Annotated in this window: 15 protein-coding genes; 9 read left to right on the top strand and 6 right to left on the bottom strand. The window is 69.1% G+C overall.

What is annotated here, in order from left to right; all coding sequences use genetic code 11:
• The first annotated feature begins 9 nt into the window (after positions 1-9).
• Positions 10-804 carry an FAD binding domain-containing protein gene (locus SY84_RS14665; protein ID WP_046844620.1) on the top strand — a complete coding sequence of 265 codons (795 nt, stop codon included), beginning with the start codon at positions 10-12 and terminating at the stop codon, positions 802-804.
• 52 nt (positions 805-856) lie between these two features.
• On the opposite strand, the gene SY84_RS14670 is transcribed toward SY84_RS14665, so the two are convergent.
• Complete coding sequence (locus SY84_RS14670) at positions 857-1,513, bottom strand: DUF1345 domain-containing protein (RefSeq protein ID WP_046844621.1); 657 nt, start codon at positions 1,511-1,513, stop codon at positions 857-859.
• Between the two features lie 74 nt (positions 1,514-1,587).
• On the opposite strand from SY84_RS14670, the gene SY84_RS14675 reads away from it, so the two are divergent.
• A complete protein-coding gene (locus SY84_RS14675; RefSeq protein WP_052751197.1) occupies positions 1,588-1,959 on the top strand; it encodes an MliC family protein in 372 nt (123 codons plus the stop codon).
• A gap of 214 nt (positions 1,960-2,173) precedes the next feature.
• On the opposite strand, the gene SY84_RS14680 is transcribed toward SY84_RS14675, so the two are convergent.
• Complete coding sequence (locus tag SY84_RS14680; RefSeq protein ID WP_081424620.1) at positions 2,174-3,067, bottom strand: C39 family peptidase; 894 nt, start codon at positions 3,065-3,067, stop codon at positions 2,174-2,176.
• Positions 3,068-3,264: 197 nt separating this feature from the next.
• Here SY84_RS14680 and SY84_RS14685 point away from each other — a divergent pair, with 197 nt between their 5' ends.
• Positions 3,265-6,408 (top strand): DEAD/DEAH box helicase, encoded by a 3,144-nt coding sequence (locus SY84_RS14685; protein ID WP_046844622.1) that lies wholly within the window; start codon positions 3,265-3,267, stop codon positions 6,406-6,408.
• 673 nt (positions 6,409-7,081) lie between these two features.
• On the opposite strand, the gene ftsH is transcribed toward SY84_RS14685, so the two are convergent.
• A complete protein-coding gene (ftsH, locus tag SY84_RS14690; protein WP_046844623.1) occupies positions 7,082-8,911 on the bottom strand; it encodes an ATP-dependent zinc metalloprotease FtsH in 1,830 nt (609 codons plus the stop codon).
• Positions 8,912-8,995: 84 nt separating this feature from the next.
• Here ftsH and SY84_RS14695 point away from each other — a divergent pair, with 84 nt between their 5' ends.
• Complete coding sequence (locus SY84_RS14695) at positions 8,996-9,484, top strand: DUF4384 domain-containing protein (RefSeq protein WP_046844624.1); 489 nt, start codon at positions 8,996-8,998, stop codon at positions 9,482-9,484.
• Between the two features lie 62 nt (positions 9,485-9,546).
• On the opposite strand, the gene SY84_RS14700 is transcribed toward SY84_RS14695, so the two are convergent.
• A complete protein-coding gene (locus tag SY84_RS14700) occupies positions 9,547-10,446 on the bottom strand; it encodes a hypothetical protein (protein WP_157883011.1) in 900 nt (299 codons plus the stop codon).
• 80 nt (positions 10,447-10,526) lie between these two features.
• Here SY84_RS14700 and SY84_RS14705 point away from each other — a divergent pair, with 80 nt between their 5' ends.
• From SY84_RS14705 to SY84_RS14715, 3 genes are read left to right on the top strand one after another with little or no spacing between them, the layout of a single operon-like run.
• Positions 10,527-10,892, top strand: a complete 366-nt coding sequence (locus SY84_RS14705) for a nucleotide pyrophosphohydrolase (protein ID WP_046844626.1) — start codon at positions 10,527-10,529, stop codon at positions 10,890-10,892.
• Positions 10,889-11,422 carry a YfiT family bacillithiol transferase gene (locus SY84_RS14710; RefSeq protein WP_157883012.1) on the top strand — a complete coding sequence of 178 codons (534 nt, stop codon included), beginning with the start codon at positions 10,889-10,891 and terminating at the stop codon, positions 11,420-11,422. Before SY84_RS14705 ends, SY84_RS14710 begins: the two co-directional genes overlap by 4 nt.
• Positions 11,423-11,441: 19 nt before the next feature.
• A complete protein-coding gene (locus SY84_RS14715; RefSeq protein WP_046844628.1) occupies positions 11,442-11,927 on the top strand; it encodes a Nudix hydrolase in 486 nt (161 codons plus the stop codon).
• A 4-nt stretch (positions 11,928-11,931) separates the two neighbouring features.
• Here the strand turns inward: SY84_RS14715 and SY84_RS14720 are convergent, their stop codons facing one another.
• A complete protein-coding gene (locus tag SY84_RS14720; RefSeq protein ID WP_245621447.1) occupies positions 11,932-13,644 on the bottom strand; it encodes a phosphodiester glycosidase family protein in 1,713 nt (570 codons plus the stop codon).
• Between the two features lie 281 nt (positions 13,645-13,925).
• Between SY84_RS14720 and SY84_RS14725 the strand changes: the two genes are divergently transcribed.
• Both SY84_RS14725 and SY84_RS14730 read left to right on the top strand, forming a co-directional pair.
• Positions 13,926-14,411, top strand: coding sequence for a roadblock/LC7 domain-containing protein (locus SY84_RS14725; RefSeq protein WP_046844629.1), 486 nt, complete (start codon positions 13,926-13,928; stop codon positions 14,409-14,411).
• A gap of 56 nt (positions 14,412-14,467) precedes the next feature.
• The gene (locus SY84_RS14730; RefSeq protein WP_046844630.1) at positions 14,468-15,058 is read left to right on the top strand and encodes a GTP-binding protein; all 591 of its coding nucleotides are present in this window, start codon (positions 14,468-14,470) and stop codon (positions 15,056-15,058) included.
• A 281-nt stretch (positions 15,059-15,339) separates the two neighbouring features.
• Here SY84_RS14730 and SY84_RS14735 read toward each other — a convergent pair whose 3' ends face one another.
• Complete coding sequence (locus SY84_RS14735) at positions 15,340-17,394, bottom strand: hypothetical protein (RefSeq protein WP_046844631.1); 2,055 nt, start codon at positions 17,392-17,394, stop codon at positions 15,340-15,342.
• Positions 17,395-17,612 lie beyond the last annotated feature (218 nt).

Here is a 17,612-nt window from a genome sequence, read left to right on the forward strand (position 1 = left end):
GAGGGATTCATGTATCCAGCCAGTTTCGAGTACCACAAGGCCGAGAGTGTCGATCAGGCCCTCGCCGCGCTTGCCGAGAATCCTGACCTGAAGGTCATCGCGGGGGGGCACAGCCTGCTGCCCGCCATGAAACTCCGACTGGCGCAACCGCCCGCGCTGCTGGACATCTGGGGGATCCAGGAAATGAAGGGCATCACCCGCGACGGAGACCACTGGGTGGTCGGCGCGATGACCACGCATGCGGACGTGCTGCGCAGCGACCTGCCCCTGTTCCCGGAAGTGGCGGGCTGGGTCGGCGACCCCATGGTCCGCAACCGCGGCACCATCGGCGGCTCACTGGCGCACGCCGACCCCAGCGCCGACTACCCCGCCGCCGCCCTGGCGCTGGGCGTGGAATTCGTCATCCGCGGCCCCGGCGGGGAGCGCACCCTGCACGCCGACGACATGTTCCAGGGCATGTTCGAGAGTGCGGTGCAGCCCGGCGAACTCCTGACCCACATCCGCATCCCCGCCACCACCCAGGCGAGCGCGTACGAGAAGTTCCGTCACCCCGCCAGCCACTACGCCGTCGTGGGTGTGGCCGTGGTGCGGCACGCGGACGGCAGCGTGCGCGCCGCGTACACCGGCGCCGCCGAGAAGGCGCACCGCCTGACGAAACTGGAGGACGCCGTGAACGCCTCCCAGAGCGTGCCCACTGGCCTCGTGGACGCGGGCGACCTGCTCGGGGACCGCTTTGCCAGCGCCGAGTACCGCGCGCACCTCGTGGACGTCCTCGCGGCCCGCGCCGTGGGGCGCCTCGGCTGACTTTCATAATGGCGCCCACTCCACGTGCAGGAGTGGGCGCCCGCCGGTCCAGCTACTGGATCAGGCCCGCCACGCCGTTGATCGTCACCGCGATGATCACCGTGCCGAACACGAACGACAGCAGCGCGTGCCCCAGCAGCAGGCGGCGCATGGCGCGGGTGTTCAGGTTCGTGTCGCTCACCTGATACGTCATGCCGATCGTGACGCTCAGGTACGCGAAATCCCAGTACGTGGGCTCCTCCAGGTTGCCCTCCCCGTGCGGGAACAGCACGCCGCGTCCGTCCCGGTAGTAGCGGCGCGCGTAGTGCAGGGTGTACTCGGTCTGCACGAGCAGCCAGCTCGTGGCGACCGTCCCCACCGCCAGGGCCGTGAGCAGCAGCTCCCGGGTGCCCCTGGCGTCGTGCGCGTCGGACAGCAGGAACACCACGCCGATCAGGCTCACCAGGGCGGCCGTCATGGTGATCGTCCCGGCCAGCGCCCGGCTGTCATCCTCGCGCGTGGCGAGTTCCCGCGTCCGGGCGGGCCCCGCGCGCATCATGAGAGGCCACAGCTGCGCCATCACGGTCAGCGTGAACGCCACCCAGCCCAGCAGGATCCGCGCCTCCGGCGGCCAGACGTGGGGCGTGGCGAGGCCCACCAGCAGGCCCACCACGAGCCCGATCAGCAGGCGGCGGGCCGCGTGATGAGGCTGCCGGGCGTTCAGGGTCATGCGCGGAGCCTACACCGGGAGGTTGTCATCCGGCGCTCGTGAAGCGTTCATGGGCGCTGGCTACCGTGGGAAGGATGAAACGAGTGATCTTGGCCGCCGCTGGACTGATGCTGGGCGTGGCGAGCGCCGCGACGCCGCCCGTGCAGGTGAATTACCGCGTGTACCAGTACGCCTGCGCGGGCGGGCAGAACCTCAAGGTTTACTACGTGCAGTTCGGCGACCAGCCCATGTTCGCCATGCTCGACTGGAAGGGCCAGCGACACGGACTGGCGCAGGCCATCAGCGCCAGCGGCGCCCGCTACGCCAGCCTCAGCGGCCCCGCCGGAGCGCGCGGCGGCCTGCAATGGTGGGAACACCAGGGCACGGCAGAACTCAGTACCTTTGTCGGGAACAGCACGACCACCACAAAGACCCTCCTGACCGGGTGCAAGACCTCGGGCCGCTGAACGGCACCCCTCCGGCAAGTGAATGAGAGGGAGGCGCAGGAACAGCGACGCGCCCATCCACCTCCCTGAAGACGATTCTCACAGCAGAATTCAGGAGGATTGAAGGTACCTTCAATCCTCCTGAACGAGCAGAGCGAGCACCTGACAACACCAGCGGTTGGAAGTGGAATTGAAGGGCGTGGTGTTGGCCCCATGGTGGAACTGGAAACCGCTGTCAGTCCGCGGTTGCCTGGGCGAGCAGCGCCTCGATCTCCTTGATGCCGGGCTGCTGCGCGAGGATGCGCTGCGCGATCTCGCGGGTGCGCTCGGCCTGCCCAGTGCGGTTCCAGGCGAGCAGGGCCCCCTGACGGTACCAGTGGTACTGGAGGGGCACGCCGATCTGCACGGCCCGGTCGAAGGCCTGAGCGGCCTCCGGCGCCTGCCCCAGCGACAGGCGCGCCTGCCCCAGGCCCCACCAGTCGAACGCGGTCGCGCCGCCCTTCTGGGTGCGGGCCTGCATCTCGTCACGCAGGCGCGTCCAGTTGGCGGCCTCGTCCCAGTCCCTGCCCAGCAGGCGCTTGACGTCGGCCTCACGGTTGGCGGGGTACGCGAGCAGGTACTCGCCGTTGTAGTAGTTCCAGAGCCGCTCGAACTGCGCCTCGCTGTGGGTGAGTTTCGCGCCCAGCAGCGAGTCGCTGCTCGTCAGGCCCTGCGCGCCGTACCCGTACACCGTGCGGAAGTGGGCGGTGTTGTCCCCGTCCTTCAGGCGCTGCTGCACCACAACGGGCAGTTTTGCGGCGATCAGGGCGCGCAGCAGCTCCGGCGTGCCCCCGTACCGGATGACGGTGCGCAGCCCCTGCCGCTCGAGGTACGCGGCGACCTCCTGAGTGCTGACCTCCACGTCGTTCGGGCCGTCCTTCAGCGCGGCGGCCGCCTGCGCCTGCGTGACCTTCTTCCCGTGGTAACCCAGCACCACGGACGCCGTGACCGGACCGCAGTTGTTCAGCGCCTGATTGTCGTGCCCCACGCCGCTCAGGGTGAGGCTGGCGGGCCGCGCGGTCTGCGCCTCGGACATGCAGGCCCCCAGGGCCGGGGCGAGCAGCAGGGAAACCAGGACAATCCGTTTCATGTCAAGCAGTCTGAAGGGTGCGGCGCGGGACTGCCTTCAGCCCCATTGAAGCGTCCCTGACGCCATCCTTCACCCCTTTCCAACAATGCGGCCCGGCATGCAGACACGGCCCAGGCCCACACAGCGGGCCGCTCTAACGCCTTCTTTAAGTCTTTTCGCTCTCGGTGTTTTCTCGTAGGTGCGCGTACACTCTTCCGGTGACTGTTGCTGCGCCGAACCTGTCGAAACTGCTGCCCGCCGCCCCGCCCGGAAATCTGCTGCTGCTGCCGCAGGTGGCGCGCGCGGCGCTGTTCGCGGCGTTCCCGGGCCCGGCCGTACTGCTGACCACCCCCGACCGCCTGGGCAGTTACGCCACGGCCGGGGTGCTGGGCGCGCCGGTCAGCGTGAACCCGGGCCTGCGCGACTGGGACGCCCGGCACGAGCACGTGGTGCTGGACGTGAACACCGCGCTGGACCTGTTCCCGTCCCGCCCGGAGGACCACGCGCTGACCCTGAAGGTGGGGGCCAGCTACCCGCGTGAGGTCCTGCTGGAACGCCTGGAACGCCTGGGCTACGAGCGCGGCGAGGAGCCGGGCTTCGAGATTCAGGGCGACACGCTGGAACTGCGCCTGTCGGCCGGGTCGGGCCTACCCGCGGAAGCGGAGGAGGGCCTGTGGGTCCGCGCCGAGTTCTTCGGGGATGAGCTGGACACCCTGCGTTTCCTGAAGCCCGGCGCGCTGACGGGCGAGAAGGCGCAGAGCTTCACGCTGGAACCCACCGCCGACTACCTGACGGAGGTGAAGTGGGACGCCACGCGACTGGACCTGCTGCCCGGGCGGGTGTTCCTGGATTCGCCGGAGTTCTACGCGTCCGCGCTGGGCGTCCTGATCGACACCTTCTGGCCGAAACTGGCCGGGCGCGAGGTGACGAGCTTCGGGCGCTCACCGCTGGACCTGCCGGACCTGGACACCGGCCTGACCACTCTGCCGTTCTACCGCGCGCGCCTGAGCGACCTGGAACGCGACGTCAGCGAGTGGCGCGACGCGGACTACCGCGTGATGATCCTCGTCAGGCACGACCGCACCGCCGCGTACCTCGCCGACAAGCTGCTGAACACCCATGAGATCCCCTGGCTGAAGCTTCCCCGCGTCCCGCAAGGAGGCCTGGGTTTCCTGCGTGCGGCAGGGGAGGGCGGCTTCGTCATCCCCGAGCACAAGACCGTCGTCCTGACCGAGGACCTGATCTACGGCTTCCAGGGCGGCAGCGCCCTGCGCGGCAAGCGCCTCAGCGGCAAGCCCGTCACGGACGCGCTGGGCCTGCATGTCGGTGATTACCTGATTCACCCCGAGCACGGCATCGGGCAGTTCGAGGGCCTGGAAACCCGCAAGGTGCTGGGCGTCACCCGCGATTACCTGAACCTCACGTACCGGGGCGGCGCGCGCCTGAGTGTCCCCATCGAGCAGTTGCCCGTCCTGCGCCGCCACCCCGGCACCACCGACGACCCGCCCAGCTTAAGTTCCTTCGACAAGAAGGACTGGGCGAAAGCCAAGGAGAAGGCCCGCAAGAACGCTGAGGCCGTCGCCGCAAAGCTGCTCGTGCAGTACGCCGCGCGGCAGGTCACGCCCGGCAACGCCTTCCCCGCGCAACCCGAATGGGACAGTCAGGTCGAGGCGAATTTCAAGTTCGAACTCACCGCCGACCAGAAGACCGCGCTGAAAGAAACCATGCGCGACCTGGAGAAGGCCAACCCCGCCGACCGCCTCATCTCCGGCGACGTGGGCTTCGGGAAGACCGAGGTGGCCCTGCGCGCCGCGCACCGCGTCGTCGGGCACGGCAAACAGGTCGCCGTGCTCGTCCCCACCACCCTGCTCGCAGAACAGCACACCAGCACCTTCGTCGAACGCTTCAAGGGCCTCCCCGTGCGCGTCGAGGGCCTCTCCCGCTTCACCACCCCCCAGCAGGCCAAAGCCATCCTGGCCGACACCGCCAAAGGCAAGGTCGACATCCTCATCGGCACGCACCGCCTCCTCAGCGGCGACGTGCAGTTCCGCGACCTGGGCCTGATCATCGTCGACGAGGAACACCGCTTCGGCGTCGGCCAGAAAGAAAAACTCCGCGCCCTGCGCGGCCTGCCCGACGTCCCCAAGGACGGCAAGCTCGACATCCCCGAGGACGCCCGCGCCGTCGACACCCTCGCCCTGTCCGCCACGCCCATCCCCCGCACCCTCTACATGAGCATGGTCGGCCTGCGCGACATGAGCAGCATCCAGACGCCCCCCAAGGGCCGCAAACCCATCCAGACCGTCCTCGCCCCCTTCGACCCCATCACGGTCCGCGACGCCATCCTCAGCGAGATCGAACGCGGCGGCAAGGTCTTCTACATCCACGACCGCATCGCCAGCATCGGCGCCCGCAGCCTCTACCTGCGCAATCTCGTCCCCGAAGCCCGCATCGGCGTCGCCCACGGCCGCATGAACGAAGAAGAACTCGAAGAAATCATGCTCGGCTTCGAACAGGGCGCCTTCGACGTCCTCCTCGCCACCACCATCGTCGAAACCGGCCTCGACATCCCCGAGGCGAACACCATCCTCATCGAACGCAGCGACCGCCTCGGCCTCGCCCAGCTCTACCAGCTCCGAGGCCGCGTCGGCCGCCGCGCCCAGACCGCCTACGCCTACCTGTTCTACCCCCCCCGCATGACCGAGAACGCCCAGCGCCGCCTCTGGGCCATCGCCGACCTCCAGGACCTCGGCTCAGGGCACCTGCTCGCCGAGAAAGACATGGAAATCCGCGGCGTGGGCAACATCCTCGGCGAAGAACAACACGGCCACGTCCAGGCCGTCAGCATCGACGTGTACACCGAACTCCTCGCCGAAGCCGTCGCCAAACTCAAAGGCGAGAAGATCGAAGCCCCCGCCACCATCAGCATCGACCTCCCCATCGACGCCCGCCTCAGCCCCGAATACTTCGCCAGTGCCGATGGACAGGGGGACGAAGAAGCCCGCATCGCCACCTACGGCCGCCTCTCCGACAGCCGCACCCTCCAGGCCATCAGCCGCGTCGAACGCGACCTCCGCAAAAAATACGGCCCCCCCACCCCCGAAGTGCAGAACTTCATCGACCTCGCCAAACTCCGCCTCACCGCCGCCGCCCGCCGCGTCCTCAGCATCGGCGAAACCATGACCCAGATCCAGATCACCTTCGCCTACAAAACCCTCGACTACGACGCCCCCGGCCTGCGCGCCTTCCCCTACAAGACCGAAGTCGTCACGTTCCCACCCAGCGTCAAACTCGACAAACGCGGGCTGAAACCCAACGACTACGCGCGCACGCTGATCGACCTGCTCGGGTATTTCGGGTAAACACGCCGGGCTTTCGGGGAGAGGCGGAGCCGCGCCTGAATCCGACGGTGGAAGGTCTGCGCCTGGCGGTAGGTCGCCCTGTTGGAATGGTTGCGCCTGCGGCGGGCTGCCCCACCCCCCAACCCCCTCCCCCAGAGGGGCAGGGGGGCTTACGTTGCACTGGGCAAGAGTTTTGACTCGGGCGGCGTGATTGTGGTGGGCGGTGACGGGTCCGGCTTCGACGCTATCCTCCGCCCCCCGCAAGGCCCGCGCGCTGCGCGCACGACGGCCGGTGGGGGTCTGCGGTCAGGTGATCGGTGGGACGCTTCGCGCCGCTGATCGACTTTCAAAACCACGCTTTTGCCCAAGCGAGAAAAAGTAGAACTTTCCGGCACGCACCACGTTGACTGGCCCCACAACCGTCGCGGCAGCCGAGCCCGTCGTGCGCGCAGCGCGCGGGGCGCCCGCAGCGAACCCGGAGGTTTGCAGACACATCAGTGGCCGTCCCCGCCCGTGACCTACCTAGAAAGCCAGAGAAATACCTGCCGAGCGCAGCGACCGCTCCCCCTGCCCCTCTGGGGGAGGGGGCTGGGGGGTGGGGCAGCCCGCCGCGAGGCGCACCCATTCCAACTCAATTCCGGTAGACACGGCAGTCCGCCCCACGCGCAGCCCCACGACGTCACTGCCGAACGGCTCACCCCGCGAGGCTGGGCGGCGTGCTGGGCGCTGCGGGTGGTAGTGGTTCGAGTGTTTCGCCGTTGAGGAGCGCGGCGAATTCCTCTCCGGTGAGGGTTTCGCGGGTGAGGAGGACGGTGACGATCTCGTGGACGCGGGTGAGGTGTTCGCCGATGAGGTCGGTGGCGCGGGTGTAGGCGGCGTCGATGAGGGTTTTGATTTCGGTGTCGATCTGCGCGGCGGTGTGTTCGCTCATGGGGAGCATCTGGGGGCCGCTGCCGAGGTAGGTGCCCTGGTCGGTGGCGTGGGCGACTTTGCCGATGGTGGGGCTCATGCCCCATTCGGTGACCATGCGGCGGGCGATGCTGGTGGCCTGCTGGAAGTCGTTCTGGGCGCCGGTGGTGATTTCGCCGAAGATGATGTCTTCGGCGGCGCGGCCGGCGAGGGCGACGGCGATCATGTCTTCGAGGGCGGGGCGGGTGACGTGGAGGCGGTCGTCGGCGTCGGGCATCATGTACCCGGCGGCGCGGCCGCGGGGGACGACGGTAAGTTTGGCGACGCGGTTGGCGTGCGGCAGGAGCTGGGCGGCGAGGGCGTGACCGACCTCGTGGTAGGCGGTGACCTTGCGGTCGGCCTCGCGCACGACCATGCTGCGCCGTTCCGGGCCCATCAGCACCCGGTCACGCGCCTCGTCCACGTCCCGCCCCGTGATCCGGGTCCGCCCCGACCGCGCCGCCAGCAGCGCCGCCTCGTTCAGCAGGTTCTCCAGGTCCGCCCCCACCATCCCGGCCGTGCGCCGCGCGATCACCCCCAGGTCCACGCTGGGGTCCAGGGGTTTCTTGCGCGCGTGAATGCGCAGGATCATCTCGCGGCCCCGCACGTCCGGGGCGTCCACCACGACCTGCCGGTCGAAGCGGCCCGGTCGCAGCAGCGCCGCGTCGAGCACGTCGGGGCGGTTGGTGGCGGCCAGGATGATGACCTCCTGCCCACTGCCGAAGCCGTCCATCTCCACCAGAAGCTGATTTAAAGTCTGTTCGCGTTCGTCGTTGCCGCCCTGCATGTTCATGCCGCGTTTGCGGCCGACGGCGTCGATCTCGTCGATGAAGACGATGCAGGGGGCGTTCTTGCGGGCCTGCTCGAAGAGGTCACGGACGCGGGCGGCGCCGACACCGACGAACATCTCGACGAAGTCGCTGCCGGAGATGCTGAAGTAGGGGACGCGCGCCTCGCCCGCGACTGCTTTGGCCAGCAACGTCTTGCCGGAACCGGGGGGGCCGACGAGGAGGACGCCGTGGGGGATGCGGGCGCCGAGCTGGTGGTAGCGGTCGGGGTGGCGGAGGAAATCGACGACTTCCTGGAGGTCGGCTTTGGCCTCGTCGCAGCCGGCGACGTCGCCGAAGGTGAGTTTGATCTGACCCTCGCTGATCACCGCCGCCCGTGACCGCCCGAAGTTCGTGGGGTTCGCGCCGCCCTGCGCGCCGCGCATGGAACGCCACAGCACCACGAGGATCAGCCCGGTCAGGACCAGGGGCAGCAGTTGCCCCAGCCAGCCTAGGGTGCTGCCGCCGCCCGTGACGTTCAGGGGCACGTCGGCGGCGCGGATGCGTTTCAGGGTCGCGCCGTCCGGCGGGACGACCAGCGAGCGGACCCGCAGGCCGCCCGCGTCGTTCAGGGTGACGTTGGCCAGTCCGGCGCTGTTCAGCGTGACGCGCGTCACCTGACCGCCGCTCAGGTCCGCGAAGAAGCGGTTGGTGGTGTACGGTCCGTCCTGGGCGGGGCGGGCAGGCAGCGCGGCCGAAACGCCGAGCAGGGCCAGCAGGAGCAGCGGCAGCGGGCGTGTGGGACGCATGCTCCATCCTACGCCCGGCGGGGGGCGCCACTTCGTGAAAGCGGCACTCAGCTTCCGGTCAGTTTCGCGTCATAGGGTGATCACATGCGCACTGCACTTCTGCTCGGCACCCTGGCCCTGGGCCTCAGCGCCTGCTCCGTCACTATCCGTCCCAACCTGGGGCTCCAGGGGTCCGGCAGCAACCTCATCACCTCGTTCCGGCCGGACCGTGGGGAGGGCAGCACCTACGCCGTAGGCGAGTCGGTGCGGTTCGTGGTGAACACCCGCACGGCCGGGTACGTCACCCTGATCGCCCTGCAGGGCAGCGAGGCCAGCACCATCGTGCGCAACGTATACGTGCCCGCCGGGACGACCGTGTTCCCCCGCGCGCAGGACGGCGTGACGTACAACGTCTCCACGCCGCGCGGCCTGCAGCGCGTCCGCGCGATCTTCACCCGCGTGCGGCCCACCAGTGATCTGGTGCTGCGCGGCACGTACGACGAGGGCCGCTGGAACGCCACGAGCAGCGCGTACCTCCAGCCGTACGCTGTGGAGGACCGCGACGTGCAGGAGACCTACCTGTACATCCGCTGAGCCGCGCCCACATGCCGGAGGCTGCCTGAATCGCAGGGGGCCTCCGGCATGCGCGGTCTGGGTCAGCGGGGCCGTGGCAACCGCGTGCGGCGTGGCGTGCGCGTGGGGTGTTGGTCCTGCTTTCCTTTCCATACCCGGATCAGGGGGCGCAGTCCGGCGTCCGCCAGCCCGCCGGCGCAGATCAGGGCGGCCGCCATGCGTTGCCGCTCGGCGCGGTCCTGGCCCACCAGCACGAGGGCGCGGGCCTGCGCCAGGGCGCCCAGGGTCTCGTCCGACCGACCGGGCAGGGTCAGCGGTGGGCTGGGCCATGCGGGCACCGGGAAGCGTGGCGCCAGTTTCGGGCTATCCTCGACCAGCCAGCTCCACAGGGCCGGGTCGGTCAGGACGCTGCTCGTCTGCACGCGCCGCAATTCCGGCTGTGCCGACCAGCGCCACGCGCCGGGACGGGCATACCCGGCGCGCAGCAGCCCCACGGCGCTGACCCGGCGGGCCACACAGGTCGTGCCCAGGCCATCCTCGGCCGCCCAGTCGCGCAGGACGCGGTGCAACTGCGCGAAGGTGCCGCCGGACGCAACCACGTCCACCAGCGAGGCGCAGCGGTCCTCACGGACCAGATCACCGGGGCTCAGGCCCACCCCGGCCAGCAGGGGCCGTAGGGTGGTCGCCTGCGCCGGGGTCAGTGTCGCGTTCAGCAGCGACACGTTCAGGGCCGAGACTCGCCACGTCACGGCCACGCCGCCCAGCAGGCCACTCAGGTACGCGCGTAGCGGGTCGGGAGAGCGGCCCACGAACACCAGATCCCGCCCGGCGGCGGCCACCAGCACGCCGGCCAGCGCGGCCCGCAGCGTCGGCAGGTACGCGCCTGCCTCGCCCAGGTCGGGGGTTACACCCAGCCCGTCCGGGCGGGTCACGTCCCACACCTGGGGCCCGCTCGACCGGTAGAGGGAGGCTGGACTCGACATGCCGCCATGTTGCGCCGCGCCGGGGGCGGGTCGCATCCGCCACCCGGCGCACCCGGGACTAGGCCGGTTATCCTGCCCGCATGAGCCTCACCTTTCAGGACGCGAGCGCGCGCGTGGACGCTTTCATCTCCCAGTTCAAGGAGGGGTACTTCCCGCCGCTGCTGATGCTGGCCCGCCTGACCGAGGAGACCGGCGAGATCGCCCGTGTCATCGCGCATCAGAACGGCAAGACGCCCAAGGCGGGCGAGGACGCCGGGGATCTGGAGATGGAACTCGCGGACCTGCTGTTTGTGACGATCTGCATGGCGAACGAGCGCGGGCTGGATCTGGAACGCGGCTTCGAGCGGATGATGGCGAAGATCGAGGGGCGGGACGCGACCCGCTGGACGAAGAAGGACGAACCGCAGGACCCGGCGGACCGCGCCGCCGAGGAGGGCGCGCTGTGACGGCCGACCCGCGCTACCCGATCGGGCCGATGCCCACGCCCCTGACCCTGACCCCCACTGAACGGGTCGAGGCGCTGGGTCAGGTGTTCGCGCTGCCCGCGGACCTGTTCGAGGCGGTGCAGGGCCTCTCGGAGGATCAACTGGTCACCCCGTACCGCGAGGGGGGCTGGACGGTGCGGCAGGTCGTGCATCACGTCGCGGAGAGCCACATGAACGCCTTCATTCGCCTGAAGCTCGCGCTGACCGAGGACAACCCGGTGGTCAAGCCGTACGAGGAGGACCGCTGGGCGACCCTGTCCGACCACGAGCTGGTGCCCGAGGTGAGCCTGAACCTCATCGATGCGCTGCACTCGCGGCTGGGGATGTTGTTCGCGTCCCTGGACCCGCAGGGGGACGACTGGGCGCGCCCGTGGACTCACCCGGCGCAGGGCCGCACGTACAGCGTGGATACGCTGCTGGCCATGTACGCGTGGCACGGGCGGCATCACGTGGCGCAGATCACGGCCCTGCGCGAGCGGATGGGCTGGTAGGCGTGCGCGGGGCACGCTGATGCAGTTCGGCCCTGAGCTGCACACCCCTGTAGAGCACCGCGCGGCGGGTGTGGTCGTCCTGAACGAGGCGGGTGACATCCTGCTCGTGCGGGAGGGGGGCGTGCCGGGGCAGCCGCAGAAGGCCGGGCTGTGGCACATTCCCAGCGGCACCGTCGAACCCGGCGAGAACCCGCAGGACACGGCGGTGCGCGAGGCCTGGGAGGAGGCGGGTGTCCGCGCGGGCCTGCTGACGTTCCTCGCGGCGTACCTGGGGCACTTCCCGGACGGCGAGCCGGTGCTGCGGCACGCGTGGCTGGCCGAGGCGCGGCCCGGCTCGACCTTCACGCCCACCGTGCCCGACGAGGTGCTGGAGGTGAGGTTCGTCCCGAAGGCCGAGTTCGACGCGCTGTACGGCGCCGGGCTGATCCGCATGCACCACACGAAACTGTTCTACGAGGACGCCCTGCGCGAACGCGGGCGTCGGGGCGCCACGCCGACCGGCTGACGGGTCAGCGGCGCGCGGCGGGCGAGGCGTCGGCGCGCGGCACGAGCACGATGGCGTTCGGGACGGGGCGGCTCCAGACGGTGTTCAGGTACCCGCCCAGGTTCGCGTACCCGCCGGTGACGAACGCGGTGGCGCTGCTGCCGCTGTCGAGCCGCACGGCGTCCCGCACGCCCGCCCGGGCGAGCGCGGCGGCGAAGGCCTCGGGGCTGCCGTGCGTCAGGAACGCGATGGTGGGCTGACCCGCCAGCGTCCCGAACGCCACCTGCCGGGTGGGCCGCCAGATGCTCGCGGCGGTGTTGAAACCCTCGCGGGCCGGGTCGAGCGCCACGCGGCCCCCCTGCACGAGCAGCGGCCCGGCGCTCAGGGCGTCCGTGGCGGCGTCCCAGCCGCCGTCCGCGCGCCAGTTCAGCGCCGTGCTCAGGGGGGCGCCCGCCGTGCGGGGTAGCTGCGGGAACCGCGCCGGGTCGAAGGTGAAGGCCAGTGTGCCCGCCGGGGGGGTCACCACGCCCGTCAGGGCCGAACCGACTGCGGCCGCGCCGGGCGTCACGAGCAGGGTCGTCAGGCGGTCCGCGCCGACGCGGGTGCGGCCGTCGCCCACGAACCCGGTGAGCAGGTTCGGGTCGGCCTTGGCGCGCACGCTGTTCACGGTCACGCTGAAGCCCGCGCCGCTCAGGACGTAGCGGGGCCGGGGGTAGCCGAAGAGGGTGTCGCCCTGCGCGGTGAAACCCAGCGTGGCGCGTTTTTCCAGGCTGGGCGCGGTCATCAGGCCGCCCGTGGCGACCAGATCCACCGGCAGGTGCGTGCCCGGGTCGAAGTACCCGCCGTTCACGCCCGCCACGCCACCCACGCGCTTGACTAGGTCGGCCACGCCGCTGGCCTGTCCGGTCGGGGCGCTCACCACGCGCGGCTGGTAGACCGCCGGGTCGAAACTCAGCAGGTGCAGGTTCCCCAGCGGCCGGTACGTCACGCCGTCCGGCAGGGCGTCCGGGTCCACGGGCGGCGGCACGCTGCTGTCGAGGTAGGTGGTCGTGTCGATCACGATGCGCTCGGGATTGTTCAGCGTGAAGATCTCGCTGCGCCCGCCCCCGGTCGTGAGGCCCACCGACGCGCCCTGCGGCGTCTGCGTGAGGGTCAGGGTATCGCCCGATTCGAGGGTCTGCGTGCCCGGCGTGACGGCAACGCCACTCAGGGTGACGGTCAGACCGTTCTGGAGGCGTGTGACGGTGCTCTGGGCCGCGCCGCTGAGTTCCAGCACGACCCGCTGCACCTCCACCGTGCGGTGCAGCGTGCGGCTCACGCGGACGGTGTCCAGATTCACGGCGAAGGTCGGCTGCGGCTGGGGTTGCGGCAGGGGAGAGGGAACTGGCACCGGCGCCGGGGTCGTGCCGGGGGCCGCACCTGGCGAAAGCGTCTGCGCCAGATCCGGCGAGGGCGGCAGGGTCGCGGCGGGCGCACTGGCGGGCGCCGCGACGTCCAGCAGGGCGGGCGTGTCCGCCAGGACGGCCAGCCCCAGCGCATTCAGGGCCGCCAGGGGCACGAACAGACTGCCGCCGCTCAGCTGCGGCACGGGCAGTTTCGCGTTCAGCGTGAAGCCCACGGCCCGCCAGCCCGTCGCGGGCGCGTAACGCAGTTCCCGCGTGCCCAGCAGCAGGCGCACGTCCGACGGGTCGTTCCGGACGGTCACGCCCAGACGCGGCAGCGTCCACACGGGCAGCATCTCCCCGCCGGGCAACGTCACGGTCCCCACCGACGCGGACTGCACCACACCGCCGATCGCCACGGGCCGCGCGCCCGCCAGCCCCAGCAGCGCCGAGCCCAGCAGGGCGGCGCTCAGGATCAGGGTAGGTGTGCGGCGGGCAGGTCGGAGGCGGGGCGCGGTCACGCCGGGGAGTGTAGCGCCCCCCTGCGCGCGCGCTGGTGAGCGTCACGTCAGCTTCATGGTTGCCGGTCAGCCGCAGTGACGAGCTTGTATGAAATGTGTTTTTATACTTGAATCATATGATCGAACCTTCACTGGCGCTGTACGGGGACGCCTTCGAACGCGTCGACGGCCTCATTCAGGAACTTCTCGACACCACCGGCGTCCGCTACGGCCTGCTGGTCGACCGCAAGGGGTTCGTCCTGTCGCACAAGGAGGCCCTCTGGGCACCCCGCCCGCCCGCGCTCGACAGCGTCGCCACGCTGGTCGCCAGCAACGCCGCCGCGACCGCCGCTCTGGCGAACATGCTGGGCGAACGGACCTTCAGCGAACAGATCCACCAGGGTGAGAACGGCACCCTGTACGTCGAATCGGTCGGGACGGACTCGCTGCTCACGCTGATCTTCGACGCCAGCGTGCCGCTCGGCAAGGTGAAGGTGTACGCCAAGAAGAGCATCGCGCAGATCGCCGCGATCCTCGACGAACTCAAGGACATCCCACCAGTCCAGCTGGGCGAGGACTTCAGCGCGGGCGCGACCTCGCTGCTCGACGACCTGCTGGGCTGACCCGCCCTCCTCTCCCTGCGACCCCTCAGCCCTCACTGTCACCCCAGAGGAGTTCCATGAGCACCATCAACTTCGCGGCGCGCGAAATCAACTGCAAGATCGTCTACTACGGCCCCGGCATGAGCGGCAAGACCACCAACCTCAAGCACGTGTTCTCCAAGGTGCCCGGCCACCTCCGTGGCGAGATGGTCTCTCTTGCCACCGAGGACGAACGCACCCTGTTCTTCGACTTCCTGCCCCTGGACCTGGGGACCGTGCAGGGCTTCAAGACCCGCTTCCACCTGTACACCGTGCCCGGGCAGGTGTTCTACAACGCCAGCCGCAAACTGATCCTGCGTGGCGTGGACGGCATCGTGTTCGTGGCCGACAGCGCCCCCAACCGCCTGCGCGCCAACGCCGAGAGCATGCGCAACCTCCGCGAGAACCTCCAGGAGCACGGCATTGATGTCCGTGACGTGCCGATCGTGCTGCAGGTCAACAAACGCGACCTGCCCGACGCCCTGCCGCTGTCCATGATCCGCGCCGTGGTCGACCCGAAGCAGGAACTCATGATCTTCGAGGCCGTGTCCGACAAGGGCGTCGGCGTGTTCGAGACCCTCAAGACCGTCAGCCGACTCGTTCTCGAACGCCTCTCGCAGAACAAGTAAGACCTCCCTGCTCCGGGCCGCCCAGCACCTGTGGGTGGCCCGGAGCGCTGTTCGCCGTACCGGAAAGGTTCGCACCCGGTACAGCAGACACAGGAAGGACCCGGCCACCGGGACCGGGTTCCTGACAGCGGTTTCCAGTTCCATTGAGTGATCAACAGCACTGCCCTCAATTTCACTTCCAACCGCTGTCTTTCTCAGGTGCTCGCTCTGCTCGATTCAGCGGAGTCCCTCGATACCTCTGAATTCTGCTGTGAGTTCCGACAATGCGGACGGGTTGGGGCTTACTTCGACAGGCGCAGCTTGCGCTGGTAGGCGGTTTCCTCGGGGAAGGCCACCACGCCGGTCTGGGCCTTGAAGGTCGGGCTGAAGCGCATCTTCGCGCCCTGGCCGACGCTCAGGCCCTCCAGGCCGTTGAGGTTCTCGTACCACTTGTACGCAGTGACGGGCACACCCGCGTTCTTCGCGGCGTTCAGGACGCTGCGGTACCCCTCGTGCGCGAGCTGCGCGGCACCCAGGTAGTCCAGCGCGTCGTACTTCGTCTTGGCCTGCACGAACTTGCTGTCGGCGCTCTGCGCGGCGCTGCTGACGGTGCCCGCCTTGTTCGCGCGGCGCACGAGTTCCAGAATGGCGTTCGTGTTGTTCAGGTACGCGGCCGTCAGGTAGCGGTACTGGCTGTCCAGGTTGAACTGCCCGAAGGTGCGGGACAGGTCATTGTAGGACATGATCGTCGCGCTCTGGTCGCCGGTATTCACGAAGTGGAAGTCGCCGCTGGGGCCGTACGAGATGTTCTGCTCGCTGTCGTACCCGTCGTGCGGGTGGCTCAGGCTGAGGTGGTGCCCGGTCTCGTGCACGGTGGTGTCCGTGAAGCCGTACCCGAAGTCGAACAGGTCGGGCGTGAGGAAGGAGTACACGAAGCTCTGGGTGCCGGTCTCGCCGTCGTCGTACGCGACTCCCAGCAGGCCACCCTGGCTGTTCGTGCTGTCGTTGAACAGATAGATGGGCAGGTTGTACGTCCCGGCGGGCGTGGTCTTGTACGTCTCACGCAGTTCCTTCACGCCGAACTGGAACAGCTTCTCGCCGCTGAAATCGGCGTAGTCCGGCGAGCAGGTGTCCTCACTGACCCCGAAGAAGCACTTGTACACGTCGGCCAGGTCACCGTCGAGCGCGGTGGTCTTGCTGGTCTGCTTGAAGGTCGCGAAGGGCTGGAGGACCTTCACGCGGTCCTGAAGCAGCGTCTTGTTCAGGACCGTGACGGGGTCGGCAGCGCCGTCACCCTGCTCGACATGCACGTCCAGGTTGATGGTGTCGGGCATCTCGGGCGGCGTGAGGGCCGCGCGGTAGATGGGGCTGGGCGTGAACAGCAGGTTGATCGCGGTGTAACGGGCGACCAGCGCCAGGTCCGGGCTGACCTTACGGCCATAGCCGATGCTGGCCTTGCGGGTGCCGTACTCCCAGATGGGCGGCATGCGGTAGTCGGGCGCGCCGTCGCCGTCCACGTCAGCGTTGGTCACGTCGAACGCGTCGGTCCAGGGATCGGGGTTTGCGGACAGGTCGTAGAACCACACGCGCTGCGCAGGGGCGCCGGTGCGGGCGCTGCCGCCCCAGGCGATCAGGCGGCGGCTGCCACGCGCGCCGAAAGGTTCCTTGGTGTCGGTATCGGCGGCGTCCAGGCGGGTGTAGCTGTGAAACTTGAAGTCCGGCCGGTCGTACCAGTTCACGAAGTAGATGGTGTACTCGCCGGGCTTGACGCCCACGCGGCCCACGTTATCCGCCAGCCAGTTCTCGGTCTGCAGCGCGTCAATCTGGTGGTTGCCGGTGATCACGCGGTTGATGTTCCCGGCGGGCGTCTCGCAGTCGGGCACGCCGGTCTCAGGGTTGGCGCCCTGGCAGTTGTACACGCCCTGCTGGACGGTCAGGTTGGCGGCCTTGCCGTTGTCGCTGAGGAACTTGAAGAAGTCATCTTCGAAAGCCTGGTTGGCGAAGACGTAGTTGTAGTCGAAGTCGAAGCTGGTGCCGGTCTTCTCCGTGCGGCCGTACGCGCTGGGGATGCGGTTCACGGCGTCGTAGGTGCCGGGCAGGGTTTGATCGAAGTCGGCGGTGCTGATCTGGCGGGCGGTGGCGACCTGACCGGGCAGGGTCTGGCGGTACCCGACGAACACGATATTCACCTTCAGCTTGGTGTTGATGGTGTCCTGTGTGCCGGGTTTCAGGGCCTGCAGTCGTCCGAATTCTGTCTGGGTGCCGGGCGTGGGATTGGGTGTGGGCGTGCTGGATTTGGTGCAGCCAGCGAGCAGGGCCGCGCCCAGCAGGGCGATAGCGACGAGCTTATGGTTCATGTGACTCCTGAAGGTGAGGTGGGAGTGAAATGGTCCGCGCAGGACCGCGGTGAACGTCGTGTCATGCCCGGGGCCAGCACTGGATGGACACATGGAATTGGGATGACCTGCTCATGCTACTCCGTTTCCCCCGAATGGGTGGGTCGGGATGCGGCTCTGCACAGCTGGACAGCGGCCTTGACCCTCTCGGCGTGGGCACGCTACCCTGCGTGACAGCT

Source organism: Deinococcus soli (ex Cha et al. 2016) (genome assembly GCF_001007995.1).
Lineage (GTDB): Bacteria > Deinococcota > Deinococci > Deinococcales > Deinococcaceae > Deinococcus > Deinococcus soli.